The sequence below is a fragment of the Paenibacillus sp. 01T431 genome, from assembly GCF_056398625.1.
In genome coordinates this window covers 260,016-273,192 of sequence record NZ_JBFTPT010000003.1, presented here as the reverse complement: position 1 = coordinate 273,192, position 13,177 = coordinate 260,016, and the positions used below count along the sequence as shown (strand labels likewise).

The window sequence follows — 13,177 nt, the reverse complement described above, 5'->3', positions numbered from 1 at the left end:
AGGACAGCTGTTATACTTAACATCAAAAGATGTAAACGAAATGAGGAAATGTATTAATGTCTAACGCATTTAACGCTTTGGGTATAATTCCCAAGCTAAGCGAATTGCTTCACCATGATGGAATTATCGAGCCGACTCCGGTTCAAAAGCAAGCGATTCCACTTCTGCTCAACGGGCAGGATGTTATTGCACAAGCTCAGACGGGCACAGGCAAAACGATTGCGTTTGCTTTGCCTATTTTGCAACGTATTAATATAGAGAAAGAACAAGTCCAAGCTCTCATATTAACTCCAACTAGGGAACTTGCGATTCAAATTACGAGCGAGCTCAAAAAACTTGTTCCCGCTGTTGGCGTAAGCGTGCTTGCTGCCTATGGCGGCCAAGACGTTGATGCTCAGATTCGCAAGCTGCAGCGCTCGCCCCATATCGTAGTTGCAACACCTGGTCGTCTAATCGATCATATGAAACGTGAAACCGTCAGCCTAGGCAAGCTGCAAATGCTTGTTCTCGATGAAGCTGATCAAATGCTTCACATGGGCTTCCTGCCAGATGTAGAAAGCATTATTTCACAAACGCCGAAAGCTCGTCAAACGATGTTGTTCTCAGCTACAATGCCTGATGCTATTCGCAAGCTGGCTGCTGATTACATGAAGACGCCTGTCGATATTCGGGTACGCAGTACTAACGTCACACTCGACAGCATTACACAAATCGTCTATGAAACAACGGATAGAAGCAAGCAGCAAACTCTCGTGCATTTGCTAGAGCGTCATCAGCCCTATTTGGCCGTTATTTTTTGCCGGACTAAAGTTCGCGCGAAAAAATTAAACAAGGAACTCCAAGAGATCGGCATCGAATCGGATGAGCTGCACGGCGATCTTACGCAAGCGAAGCGTGAGCAAGTAATGAAGCGCTTCAGAGATGCAAGACTGCAGGTGCTCGTAGCGACTGACGTTGCTGCTCGCGGACTCGATGTTGAAGGGGTTACCCATGTTTACAACTACGACGTTCCACAAGACGGCGAGCTGTATATTCACCGTATTGGCAGAACAGGTCGCGCTGGGCAAGATGGCGCAGCCATTACACTCGCAACTCCTTATGACAAAAACCATTTGATTCTTATTGAACAAAGCATAAATGCTAAGCTTGCACGCCGTGCGATTGACAGCGAAGGAAACGAAACATCTGTACGCGCACAATCCGGCGATCGTCCAGAGAGAACACGCAGTGCAGCTGGCAAAAGCGGTACACGCGGCGGAAGCAGCAAGCCATCCGAGGGTGGACGCCGCGGCGGTCGTGACCGTTCTGCTCAAGGCGATCGCAATGCGAAGCCAGGCGGACGCAGAGGCCAACGCGAGACCGTTCGTCCTAATGCTGGCAAACGAACAGGCAGAACAGCTGAGATTCGCGGTCAAGCTTCCGAAGCAGCTGGCGAGAGCACAGGCTGGTCAGCCAACCGTGGGGACCGATTCGAATCCGCAAGCCCTGCTCGCGGTAATGACCGTTCCCAAAGCCGCAGCAGTTCCACTCGCGGCGGTGATCGTTCCGAAAGTCGCGGAAGTTCAGCTCGCGGTGGCGAACGCTCCGAGAGTCGTGGCGGCTCAGCTCGCGGTGGTGCAAGTCGCACCGGCGGCTTCGGCAGTCCTCGCGGCGCAGAGCATGTAGCAGGCCGTGCCTCGTCCAAGGTGGATAGCCCTTGGGAAGCAGCGCGCAGTGATTTCAAAGCGAAAACACTAAATGAGCACGAAAACGGCCGTGGAACAGGCAAGCGCGGCAAATCATCGTCAGGCGGACGCAGCGGCTCACCTGCCGGCGGTCGCGGCAACAGCCCGCGTGGTGGCGGAAGCTCTTCGAGCAAACCGCGCGGTGGCGGCGGACGCAATCGGTAAACAACTTTAAAAGAAAGAGCGGTCAACACAGGAACTTATTCCTAGTGCTGACCGCTCTTTCTTTTTCTATATCATTCCGTCAAGATCTTACTTCGTTAACCGTTAGATCATACTGATTATTATTGATAGTCAATGCCACCTCATAATATCCTCTGCCGCAGCTAGCAGAATTGCATTGGCATTTATACGCGCCGCTGCATCCGCAAACGTAAAAATGTGTAGGATCTACTGTAATTCCGCTTACCTTCAGCGGCCAATGGCAATCAATAATATAATAATAGCTAGGGTCCAAATTTTTAAGCAGGCTTATGCTTGCAAAGCTGAATTTTCCAGGTGCATTATCCAGCCATACATATTTCACCTTACCGTTTGTACCAGGAAAATTCATCTGTCCAAAAACATTTCCTAAATACTTTACGAATATCCCAAAGAAAAAGGGCTGTTTCAAAAGTTTTCACTTTTGAAACAGCCCTCTTGTTTAATTAGCTCCAAGCGTGCTCATAAAGCGCTCTAGCCACGCCATCCTCGCTATTCGAAAGTGCAACTGCATTAGCTGCCAGCTTCACTTCCTCAGGAGAATTGCCCATTGCTATGCCCATGCCTGCAAATTGAAGCATCGTTATATCATTATGATAATTGCCGATTGCTAGAATTCGGCTGCGATCAATGCCTTTAATTGCTGCAAGCTGCTGCAACGCTTTTCCTTTATTGGCTTCACTATGATGCACATCGATAAAAAAGTCACCGCTCCGAATCGAATGAAGCTGCTTAGGCCATCCCGACCATTCCGTTTGTACGACATCCATCTGATCCTTCGTTCCGAAAACTGTAAATTTCACAAGGCCGCTAGGCAAGCCCAGGCGGAAATCATGAATCGATGGTTTAGCTTGAAAATGACCATACATCGCTTCCACTTCCGGCGTCATGCTCTCGACCATCATTTCAAAAGCAGTATTCAAATCAAAATGAATGCCATTCTCGCGGCAATATTGAATAAAACGCAATAAATGCTCAGGTACCATATCGAATTGGTGAACAACGGAATGGTCATCCGCATTAATCGTTGCTGCTCCGTTATGAGTAATCACCGTCCCGCTAAGTCCAAGCTCTTTCAGCACAGGAAGTGCGCCTGATGGTCCTCTCCCAGTACATAATACGATTTGAGCTCCGCGATTGGCAGCCTCATGTACCGACTCACGAATAGCTTTCGTCAGCACATGATCATCTGTAAGCAGCGTCCCATCCACATCTAAAGCAATTAAGTCATAATTAAGGCTCATGTCTCCACTCCTATTCCAAACTCTGTAAGTGCTCTCTCTATGTCTTAATTACAGCAAACACTAGATACAATGTTTAATCCGTCTTCCGTTTATGCGAGCGCAGAAGCTCTAGTTCTTCTTCCGTCAGCTCCCGATAGGAGCCCTCTTCAAGAGTTTCATCAAGCTTAAGCGCACCCATCGATACTCTTTTCAAGTATACGACCTTTTTGCCGACAGCTTCAAACATTCTTTTCACTTGGTGGAACTTACCTTCCATAATGGTAAGGGAGATACTCGAAAATATTTCATCATCCCGTTGTTCACGACTCTTGATGTGTAGCTCAGCCGGCATCGTAACATATCCGTCGTCTAATGCAACGCCAGCCAAAAAAAGCTGCTGGTCTTCTTCGCCAACATCGCCAAGAACCAATGCTTCATAGGTCTTCGCAACATGCTTGCGCGGAGACAACAGTTCATGAGCAAGCTGCCCATCGTTCGTCAGCAGAAGCAAGCCAACCGTGTCTTTATCCAGTCGTCCGACTGGAAATGGATCTCGCTGCCGATCGGAGAGCTCAAGTAAATCGATTACCGTGCGTTCACGACTATCTTCTGTAGCAGAAATAACGCCCTGCGGCTTATTCAACATGAAATAAACGACATCACGATACACGACAGGTGCGCCGTCAAAATAAACCTTTGCTGTATCAGGGTCAACGATTAGTCCGCTGTCTTTCACTACTTTATCATCGACAACAACCATGCCGAGCTTCACAGCTCGTTTAATTTCGCTGCGCGTACCCAGTCCCATATGGGCGATCAGCTTGTCAATTCGAATACGTTTACTCATTCTACATCCATCTCCATCCTGCAGGCAGTTCATTTTTGATCATTCCAGCGGCATATTTCCCCCAACCTATCGGGAAACCGTCTGTGCAAACTAATATATATCCTTTTGAGGCGGTGCCAGCATGCACCGTTAATTCCGATTCATCAACAAACAAGGTTTCCCCTTTGAGATATCGAATCGTCTGCTCATCAGACGAGCTCCAATTAACGGAGCGCACGGCTTCATCTTTCTTTAACCCCATGGCTAGCGGGTGTGAAGGTTCAAATCGACCTCGAATAGCTTCACCTACATACCAGCCGGCTCTAACCACGCGCAAGCCATCGAGCGATGGCAGTTCGGCAGGCTGAATATATACGCGAGAACCAAAGGCTACAACACGCCCTGGCCAGCTTCGTGCATTTATCGCAAATTGTTCTGCATACTGGTGCCACAGCTCAATTGGACTTGCTTCTTCAGTGAGGTTCATCGCGGCTCCATCACGACCACTCCCTGCTCCTTTCTTGTTTGCAGGGCGCTCCAATCCAGCGTTGGCCCAATCATTTCTCGTTTGCCGTTTAGCTGCGCGGCGCTCATCCCTATGATCTTGTTTCTTTTCTTGTCTTTTCCCGCTGCTTGGCACGACTTCGCGTTTTAAGCTTCCGCCAGCAGACTGGACGCTCTGGCGCTTTACAGAAGCAGCAACCGCCAGCTCTTCTTCCATGATGCTTGTCCGCTCCCCGCTGCGTCTAAGGACAGCCGCATAATGACCTTCTCCCTCAATTAAATGCGGCCATAGCCTTACCGTTCCTTGAATGGATTGCAGACGCTCTTCATCAAGCTGCGCCATGCCTTCTGCTAAATCCGCTCTGCCCGCCCTCCAGCCATGCTGAGGAGAAATAGCTTCAACAAAAAAATCTTCATGCTCGGCTAAAAACTGAGCCATTTGCTGCTCGTTCTCCTCCGGCGAGAACGTGCATGTCGAATAGACCATTCTCCCCCCAGGTGCCAGCATCGCTGCGGCATGCTRCATAATATCGCGCTGCATTAAGGAGCATTTTTCAATTGAGTGCTTCTCCCATTCTGCGATCATCGAATCATCCTTGCGAAACATGCCCTCGCCGGAGCATGGTGCATCAATGAGAATACGATCGAACCATTGTGGAAAAACAGCGGCAATTGCTGCGGGCTCATCGTTAAGTACGACAGCATTGCGTACGCCGGCAAGCTCTATATTTTTGGCCAAAGCCTTTGTTCTTTCTCTGGCGTTATCATTCGTGACGAGCACTCCGCTTCCTTGCAGCTTCCCTGCAATTTGCGTCGATTTACCTCCTGGAGCCGCGCATAGATCAAGTACGCGTTGACCAGGCTGAACGTCCAGCAGTTCTACCGGAGCCATCGCACTCGGTTCTTGAATATAATAAAGCCCCGCATGATAGTGCGGATGTTTGCCTGGCCGTTCACCCTCTTTGTAATACAAACCATCCGGTGCCCAAGGTATTTCACGCACCTCCTCGCCCATGTCAGATAGCTTTTTCCATTGCTCGACACCTAGCTTTAATCGATTGATTCGAAGACCGTATACTCTCGGTGCATCATACGAAGACATAAAGCTATCAAACTCATCACCAAGCAGCTTTTCCATTTTTTCTGTGAAATTACGCGGCAAATTGCCGTTCATGCTATTTCCTCCTGCCAAATAAATAGCCTCTCAGCATTCGCCGAGGCATTCGTACACAAAGCTTAAGAATTCATTATACAACGCACGGAATAATGAAGCGCCATTAAAATTGTTGAAAAGGTAGACAAGCTCCGAAACGCTATTCGTTATACAAAAGTTGGTCGCATTCCATAGCCGATTAATGGAATATACTTCCTTGCGTCTTTATGACCATCTCGCCCATCTAACCTATGTAGCCTTCATGAAGCAAACAGCAACTATCGTTTAACAATAATACACGGCGAAAAAGCCATAAGGAGATTATTCATATGAAAAAAATAGTAATAGGTACAGTCGTAACTTCAGTCATTGCCGGTGTAACCCTTATCGGGTTGCTGACGAATTCGGTCAGCGACCGCAGCATCGTTCAAGCCAAGGAAAACGTAAACCAAATAACGCAGCAGCATGTGAAACAGCCCAATGCAAGCATTAGCAACGACTCGTTCCGCAACATTGAAGCCGCGAAGCAAAGTTTAGTATTTGAAATTAATGGCGAAGCAAGCTTATTCGAAGGCACCTACCATTTCACAATCAAGCAAGGCGATAAAATCATCATGACTGATTTTGGAACTGCTTCTGTAGGCGGACCGGAATGGGGCAAAGTGAATCAGACCATTATCGTTCCGGTAAATAAGTTGTCACTCGACATCCCGCTCCATATCGAGCTATATGAAATTGATCAAGAGAACGGCGAACAAGTTCGCAAAATCAACATGCCGCTAACGATGTACGCAAACAGCAAAAAAGTCGATAACGAATCATTTCGCAACCTGATGATCACTCCTGTATCCGTCGATTATTCCTTAAAGGGCGAGGCGAGGCTTTCAGAGGGCACCTATAATTATACCCTAAAACATGGCGAAAAAGTGCTTGCCTCAGGTTTTGGAACATCCTCTATCGGCGCACCTGACTGGGGCAAGGTTCAGTATGATCAGAATCGTGTGGGAGAGCATAACCAGAGCACGACTATTACTCATAAGGAGGCCGACCGCCATTTCAAATGAAATTGAACTTGTAAAAAAAGCGATAGCCGGCGATGACGAAAGCTTCTCCAAGTTGATCTCGAGTCGGCAGGATCGGCTCTACCGAATCGCCTATACTTATGTTCGCAACAAGGACGATGCTCTCGAAATTGTACAAGAAACCATATATCGCGCCTTTATTTCTGTCAAAAAAGTGCGTGATCCGCAATACTTTCATACGTGGCTAACAAAGATCGCCGTCAATTATGCGCTTGAATATATTCGAAAAGCTAAAAAAACAGTCTATATCGGCAGCGATTATGAAGCAGGTTACGCTCCTGAACGAACCGAAGAACAAATCGATCTGCATCAGGCACTCAGCAGTCTTGAAGAGAAGTCCAAAACGGTGATCATCCTTAGGTATTTTGAAGATTTGCCCTTAAAAGATGTTGCTGAAATTGTCGATATGCCGTTAAGCTCGGTGAAATCGATCGTCTACCGGGCTTTAGCAAAGCTGAATATTCATCTAAACGAGGGGGAAGACGATGAGTAACCGAATGGATTTATTTAAAAAAACATATAATGAAATCGATATTCCCGATCAGCTTGCTGCCGTTGCCGATGCAGCTATTCAAAGAGGCAAAATCGAGCGCAAGCGCACGAAACAAGCAAACTCAATCCGCTGGGCGAAACGTGTAGTTGCTGGTGCAGCAGCCCTCTTTATTCTTTTTACAATCAGCATTAATACGATGCCCGCTTTCGCTAGCAGCTTAGAAAAAATACCTGGACTTGGCCAACTCGTACGTACTATGCAGTTTAACAAAGGAAGCGCAGGTGGCGGTACAATTACGGACTCCACTGCTATTAATGTCATTTCACTCGAGAAAAAAGGCGATCTTGAGCATATTGTCATTCATTTTCAGCAAAACAATAAAGATCAGCAAATGACGAATTCTTTTACCGTAAACTATAGCCAATATCCTAATACGATGACTTTTTCAATTGGCGGTGTTAGACGATTCTCAGCCGAGAAGGACTTAGCGGAGCTAAAGAAAAGCAGTTTAATCGCGGAAGCATATCCATTAATTTCGCTCGACGACTCGCTGGTTCGCTTTAACATAACATTTAAGAGCAATATAAGTTACGAGGTCAAGGAATATAAAGAACCGGCACAAGTTGTTCTTACGATAAAGCGGGATTCTGCAGAAACCAATCCTCCCACCGTTTATTCGCTCCGTACCGCTTCTTCCGCATTTGGAGAAACGCAAGGCATCTACGAAGAAATGTTAGCAGGTCTTGAAGGAGTACGAACGCTAAGGGGGTTACTTTGTCGAAGCTGGATATTATAGCAGTGAAGAAGCAGCTATGGGAAAAATGCAGGAAATAGTTAAAACCTATGGCATCTCTGATCATTCGTTATACATTGAACAGCGAGAAGCCATGCAATATCCCCAAGCAATTAACGCCAGATCAGACAACCAGTAATATCCAACATTTTATCCGTATATTTCCTTTCATTCTCTAAATCCGAATGTTGTATGACATTGGTGTTCAAGCTCTTACATACCAATACGGATTTGTTATATAATATATTTAAGTAAGGACATGCTGTTCTTTCATAGCTTGTCCACTTAAACCTGTTTCGGAGGTAGTTGCTTACATGAAGAAGAAAAAGAAATTGAAAATGATTTACGTCTATATCGGTATCGTTGTTATTTTATTCGGTCTTATTACCGTTTTAAACAACAGTGGCAAGGTAAACGCCGTATATGACAAGCCCCTCTCCGAGCTGAACCCAGAAACACGCAAGCTGCTTAATGATCCCAACTATCAGAATATCATTTTGCCTGCTGAATTAGACAAGAAAGTGGCCGATAAGGAAGATTTCTTCGTTTACCTATTCGCTTCTGATTGTCCTCATTGCCAAAGAACGACGCCACAGCTTATGCCGCTTGTTGATGAGCTCGGAATTGACCTTCCGCAATTCAACTTAAGAGAATTCCCAAGCTATTTCAACAAATATAATGTCGAGTTTACGCCTACCCTTGCTTATTTCAAAGATGGCGTTCAAATTGACAAGCTAGAGGGCGGACTTGCTGAAGAAGGAACTACCGGCTATAAACTAGATGATTTTAGAGCGTTTTTCAATAAATATTCGGGGGCTGAAACCAAATGATGAAGCGTCAGCGCCAAACGGCTGAGCAGATTACGGAGGAGCAAAAAAATTCACGCATTCGCAGCATCATGTATGCTTTGCTGCTCGCATTCGCTTTTATTACTTTGCTCACCGCATGCGGCTTAGCGAACGACGACAAGGCAGGCGCTGAGCATCAACACGGTTCCGAAACATGGCAAACAACAGCATCCTATGATGAGCTGCCTGGTTTTTTAGCGGACTATACGCCGCATACGAGCGAGCTATATAAAGGAGTCCATGCTCACGCCGACATTATGAGCGGTATCACTTGTTATTGCGGTTGCTCAGATGGGTTAGCAGTTGAAACCCCGCATGACTCGCTTCTGCGCTGCTACGTTGCCGAACATCCTGCGGACGAGGGCGCTGTCACATGGACCAATCACAGTACCAGCTGCGGCATTTGTAAGAAAGAGATGGAAGAAGTAATCGCCTTAAGCAAGCAAGGCAAGACCAAGGAAGAAATACGTGCAGCCATCGATAAACTGTACAAACCAAAAAAATCAACAGATTAGTTAACGCTCATCTGCTGTATAAGTTGAAGAAGCTGTCCAGCTAGGTCTACTCCGACCTTGCTGGACAGCTTCTTTTTTTCAAACATGTAATGCAACTAAGGCTTTATTTACTTATTCTTTCTTATTTGCTCCAATCAACGATTAATTTGGCCATTAATACGAGATCGAGAATATCAATGACCTTGTCGTTGTTCAAATCCCCAGATTTAACTGCATTCCAGTTGCTGTCGCCTTCCTTCGCACCATATGATTTTACGAGGATTGCTAAGTCAACGATGCTTACCTTCTCATCATTGTTATAATCGCCAGGGATATTAATAACCTCAAGTGTATGCGAATCGCCGGCTATCGTTACTTCTTCCACACTGTCGGATAATACTGCTTTTTTCACTGTAATTTGAGTTGGGCCTGCCAAAGCTCCTGCCTTAGCTTGGAATGTGAGCTTCATCCAATCCCCATTCGCATTCGTCTGCGCTTCATTCAAATGGACTGCAATCAATCTTACTTGTCCATCCTTATCCTTCGTTTCTGGGATCAAAAATTTAGTTTCATCCATGGATACTGCCGAAACAAAGGTTAACTTGGAAGGATCATATTCAATCGTAATGTCCTCTGCCATAACGGGACCCACTACGTTTTCTAGACCGTAAGTAAGCGCAATGGAACCACCCACTGTTACTTTTGTTTCACCTTTTAAGCTGGCTTTTTCCGTCTGCTTGTCCTTCACGGTACCTGTAAAATCAATTTCACTCATGCTCGTAAAGGTGCCTGCTGCATTATAAGTGCTCTTTACAACAAATTTGATATATCTGCCGGAAATCGTTTTGTTAAGCGGTGTAAAGTCTTTATACGTACTGCCTGTCCACGATTTGCCAAAGGTGCCTGTCGCTTTATTGGCTTCATTCGCAAGGAACGCCGCGTCACTTAGATCTGACAAGCGATCAGATGCGTATACCTCAAAGTCTTTCGGAAATTCCAGCGCAGTTTGATTCATTCTGCTTGTTCTTTGAATGCCGCTCAAGCTATGGCTATTCTTTGAATCAATAATAACCCAATGAGGGAAATCTGCCGCAGGTGCCTCCCATTTGGAGTGCCAGATGGTCGCCGAATCACCATCAAGAATATTTGATGCAAATGCATCTTCATTATCCGCATAAGAGCTGAATGATTCGATTGCAAATGCCGATTTCGATAGGAACTGATAAGTCACAGATTCCTTTGCCGCTTCCAAAGCGAGCATAAGATTCACATAAGCTTCATCGATTTCGTTAACTGGGCTTTCAGGAGTAAGCGCCGATGCACTGCTTAAAGCAGAACGAAGCTCCATCAGCTTGGCAGCGGAATAGGTGACGCCTACTACACTTTCACTGGCAGCATCAAAGGCCGAAGCATCAACCTTCAACTTGTTAAGCTGCTCATACGTATAGGCAGGAATGATTTTGTAGGAATCAGATAAAGCCTTGATCTCCGTTGCAGTGAGCGTCCGTTTCCAAATTTTCAAATCGTCCATCGTAACATTGGCACCGCCGTTCCCTTTGTTGCCATCCGCGCCAATAATCGTATTAAATGCTGTGTCTATACTGCTCGTGCCAAGTGCAGTCATTTCTTTAGAGGCCTTCTCCACCCCATCGACATACACTTTGCCAACTTGATTTGCTCGGTCGACGGTGACCGTGAGCAAATGCCATTCACTTCCTACACTACCCGCCGAAGTATCCATTCGGTTCGTGCCGTCTGCAATGTTTAACGTCATTGCATTGGCTACAGCAGGTCCGATATACCAACCGACGTTTTTGCCGCTGTTCCAGTTTTTATTCGAAATGACCGTCTGATCACCAGATAAATTGCCTGTATGCCAGAACGATACCGTAAAGCTGCCACTGCCAAACTTCAGATCGCTGCGGCTGCCCAGATCAATATAATTCGCATTGCCTGCCGGAATGTAAGCTGCTTTATTCGATTTGCCCTGCACGTACGCAACGCTTCCGCGTGATACAGCCGAACCCGTCACGCCGCTCGCATCATCGTTTAAGTTGTCGTCAAACTTCATATCAACGACAAGGTCCTTCCACATCGTTTCAGGATCAATCGGCGTAAGCTCAGGCAGCGTGCCTCCCGTACGGAATGTATGCTGGATCGCGCTAGACTTGTTCCCGTAGCTGTCAACGGCATAAATGACCGCAGTATAGGTCGTTTGTGGATCAAGTCCGTCCAGGGGAATCGTCATCGCATTCGGGATCGGCGTAAAGAAATAGTCGGAGAACACATTAACCGATTTTGCGGTCGTACCCGTCCTTTTGTTCGTTAGCGTCAGCTCGTAATGATGCATGTTTTGGTCATCCTTCGCTTGATTGAAGCTCAGCTTAGGCGTGCCATCCAGATCCGTCACTTTCAGATCCGTCTCAGCAGGAAATTGTGGTGCTATTTTATTGCGATTTGCACTCGTATACTTGAAATTGCTTTTGATCTCTTGAATCGTGCTGCCTTTCAGTTCAATAACCCATTTCTCGCCAGCAATTGTACCGACGCTGTTGAATGGGGGAACCGGTGTCCAATCATCCATAATATCTGCTGGATCTGCATTAAAAGCAATTCTATCCACTTCAATCCGATCCGCATACACTTCAATAAAATCAGCCTGAGATACCGGAAATTCAAAGCGGCTGACAAGCCCTGCATTCGTTACAGCAGAGTAGCCATGCTCTGCTTCAATGTACGACATCGAGCCAAGATTCAGAGCCGTATAATCCTTCTGGAAAATAGAGCGTTCATCGCTGTTGGTCAGATGGGAGTGCCCCGACAACGTAATAACCTGCGGGTAACCCGCCAGATCACTGTTTAGGTTCGGATTGGACGCCTGCTGTCCATCCATTACCGTTCCTGTGATCGGCTGATGAATGCCTACAAAGATCGGTTTATTTTTGTTTAATGGATCAGCCGTAATTTCTGCCAATCTGCCCTTAAGCCAATTGCGCTGGCCTGTATCCGAGTTGTAGTTGTTTCCGTTCAAGAAGAAAAAATAATAACCGCCGATTTGAGTTTCATAATAGCCGTTGGCTTGTGATGTGAACCAATCCGCTGGATAATGCTCATTCACTTTTGCAACTGTCGCGTCATGATTTCCCATTGCAACATGCATCTTTGTATTGGTCATATTTTTTCTAGCTAGATTCGCTTGGAAAATTTCCCTTACCATTTGATGATCGTTCGGTTTGTCTCCCCCGTTATCGTTGATCATATCACCCACAACTAGGATGGCATCAGGATTTGGGAAGATCGATGCGATAGTATCGAAATAGCTTTCATATCTTGGATCGCCTGTCGTGCGCGAGCCTACATGAACGTCTGACATCGCTACAAACTGCAGCAGCGGCTTTTCACTTGTTTTAATCATGTAGCCAAACGTTACCGCATTGCTCGCCACGCCATCCTTTATCGCAATCGCGCTAAGGTTTGTGGTTTTGGCAATCGTGATTGGATTATTGTCAGCTTTTTTGCTTTTCTCGTTAGGCAGCGTTCCGTCAAGTGTGTAGTAAATGCTAGCATCACTTGTTTTAGAGCTTAATACAACCGCTATCGCAGCCTCGTAACGTCCTCCAGCGACAGATGCTTCAGGTGCTAGTACCGCACCATCAGCAGCGCTTGCTGATCGAATGAACCCTTGTGCATTGGAACATAAAACAGCCATAACTATGAAAACCGCTAAACTTCTCCTCCACTTAAAAAACAAATCAATCACTCCTTTAAATTTCTTGTTTCATGTGCATTATATATGTTTTGATTGGTTGTATTGTTAAACAGAAGTCATTTTAACG

11 protein-coding genes are annotated in these 13,177 nt (G+C 46.2%); 6 read left to right on the top strand and 5 right to left on the bottom strand.

The annotated features are described in order from the left end of the window. The first annotated feature begins 56 nt into the window (after window positions 1-56). Window positions 57-1,889, top strand: coding sequence for a DEAD/DEAH box helicase (locus AC1DM9_RS06335; RefSeq protein ID WP_477579118.1), 1,833 nt, complete (start codon window positions 57-59; stop codon window positions 1,887-1,889). Between the two features lie 79 nt (window positions 1,890-1,968). Here the strand turns inward: AC1DM9_RS06335 and AC1DM9_RS06330 are convergent, their stop codons facing one another. From AC1DM9_RS06330 to AC1DM9_RS06315, 4 genes are all read right to left on the bottom strand, one after another. Then, window positions 1,969-2,277: a hypothetical protein gene (locus AC1DM9_RS06330; RefSeq protein ID WP_477579116.1), complete on the bottom strand. Its 309-nt coding sequence runs from the start codon at window positions 2,275-2,277 to the stop codon at window positions 1,969-1,971. Window positions 2,278-2,371: 94 nt separating this feature from the next. Further along, window positions 2,372-3,169 (bottom strand): Cof-type HAD-IIB family hydrolase, encoded by a 798-nt coding sequence (locus AC1DM9_RS06325; RefSeq protein WP_441881042.1) that lies wholly within the window; start codon window positions 3,167-3,169, stop codon window positions 2,372-2,374. A gap of 73 nt (window positions 3,170-3,242) precedes the next feature. Further along, window positions 3,243-3,995, bottom strand: coding sequence for a 16S rRNA pseudouridine(516) synthase (locus tag AC1DM9_RS06320; protein ID WP_477579114.1), 753 nt, complete (start codon window positions 3,993-3,995; stop codon window positions 3,243-3,245). A gap of 1 nt (window position 3,996) precedes the next feature. Continuing rightward, window positions 3,997-5,652 (bottom strand): RsmB/NOP family class I SAM-dependent RNA methyltransferase, encoded by a 1,656-nt coding sequence (locus tag AC1DM9_RS06315; RefSeq protein WP_477579112.1) that lies wholly within the window; start codon window positions 5,650-5,652, stop codon window positions 3,997-3,999. Between the two features lie 308 nt (window positions 5,653-5,960). Between AC1DM9_RS06315 and AC1DM9_RS06310 the strand changes: the two genes are divergently transcribed. From AC1DM9_RS06310 to AC1DM9_RS06290, 5 genes are all read left to right on the top strand, one after another. Beyond that, window positions 5,961-6,695, top strand: a complete 735-nt coding sequence (locus AC1DM9_RS06310) for a Gmad2 immunoglobulin-like domain-containing protein (RefSeq protein ID WP_477579110.1) — start codon at window positions 5,961-5,963, stop codon at window positions 6,693-6,695. After that, entirely contained in the window at window positions 6,619-7,206 is a 588-nt protein-coding gene (locus AC1DM9_RS06305) for a sigma-70 family RNA polymerase sigma factor (RefSeq protein WP_477579108.1), read from the top strand. Before AC1DM9_RS06310 ends, AC1DM9_RS06305 begins: the two co-directional genes overlap by 77 nt. Beyond that, window positions 7,199-8,002: a DUF4179 domain-containing protein gene (locus AC1DM9_RS06300; RefSeq protein ID WP_477579106.1), complete on the top strand. Its 804-nt coding sequence runs from the start codon at window positions 7,199-7,201 to the stop codon at window positions 8,000-8,002. The genes AC1DM9_RS06305 and AC1DM9_RS06300 overlap by 8 nt, the downstream gene beginning before the upstream one ends. A 311-nt stretch (window positions 8,003-8,313) precedes the next feature. Beyond that, window positions 8,314-8,829, top strand: coding sequence for a thioredoxin family protein (locus AC1DM9_RS06295; protein ID WP_076266845.1), 516 nt, complete (start codon window positions 8,314-8,316; stop codon window positions 8,827-8,829). Beyond that, window positions 8,826-9,362 (top strand): PCYCGC motif-containing (lipo)protein, encoded by a 537-nt coding sequence (locus tag AC1DM9_RS06290; RefSeq protein WP_339203518.1) that lies wholly within the window; start codon window positions 8,826-8,828, stop codon window positions 9,360-9,362. Before AC1DM9_RS06295 ends, AC1DM9_RS06290 begins: the two co-directional genes overlap by 4 nt. A 121-nt stretch (window positions 9,363-9,483) precedes the next feature. Here the strand turns inward: AC1DM9_RS06290 and AC1DM9_RS06285 are convergent, their stop codons facing one another. After that, entirely contained in the window at window positions 9,484-13,050 is a 3,567-nt protein-coding gene (locus AC1DM9_RS06285; protein ID WP_477579104.1) for a LamG-like jellyroll fold domain-containing protein, read from the bottom strand. Between the last annotated feature and the right edge of the window lie 127 nt (window positions 13,051-13,177).

What these genes read in the sequence shown, in the direction of transcription:
- AC1DM9_RS06335 (WP_477579118.1), top strand. Translation starts at nt 57, where the DNA reads ATGTCTAACGCATTTAACGCTTTGGGTATAATTCCCAAGCTAAGCGAA.
- AC1DM9_RS06330 (WP_477579116.1), bottom strand. Translation starts at nt 2,277, where the DNA reads ATGAATTTTCCTGGTACAAACGGTAAGGTGAAATATGTATGGCTGGAT.
- AC1DM9_RS06325 (WP_441881042.1), bottom strand. Translation starts at nt 3,169, where the DNA reads ATGAGCCTTAATTATGACTTAATTGCTTTAGATGTGGATGGGACGCTG.
- AC1DM9_RS06320 (WP_477579114.1), bottom strand. Translation starts at nt 3,995, where the DNA reads ATGAGTAAACGTATTCGAATTGACAAGCTGATCGCCCATATGGGACTG.
- AC1DM9_RS06310 (WP_477579110.1), top strand. Translation starts at nt 5,961, where the DNA reads ATGAAAAAAATAGTAATAGGTACAGTCGTAACTTCAGTCATTGCCGGT.
- AC1DM9_RS06305 (WP_477579108.1), top strand. Translation starts at nt 6,619, where the DNA reads ATGATCAGAATCGTGTGGGAGAGCATAACCAGAGCACGACTATTACTC.
- AC1DM9_RS06300 (WP_477579106.1), top strand. Translation starts at nt 7,199, where the DNA reads ATGAGTAACCGAATGGATTTATTTAAAAAAACATATAATGAAATCGAT.
- AC1DM9_RS06295 (WP_076266845.1), top strand. Translation starts at nt 8,314, where the DNA reads ATGAAGAAGAAAAAGAAATTGAAAATGATTTACGTCTATATCGGTATC.
- AC1DM9_RS06290 (WP_339203518.1), top strand. Translation starts at nt 8,826, where the DNA reads ATGATGAAGCGTCAGCGCCAAACGGCTGAGCAGATTACGGAGGAGCAA.
- AC1DM9_RS06285 (WP_477579104.1), bottom strand. Translation starts at nt 13,050, where the DNA reads ATGGCTGTTTTATGTTCCAATGCACAAGGGTTCATTCGATCAGCAAGC.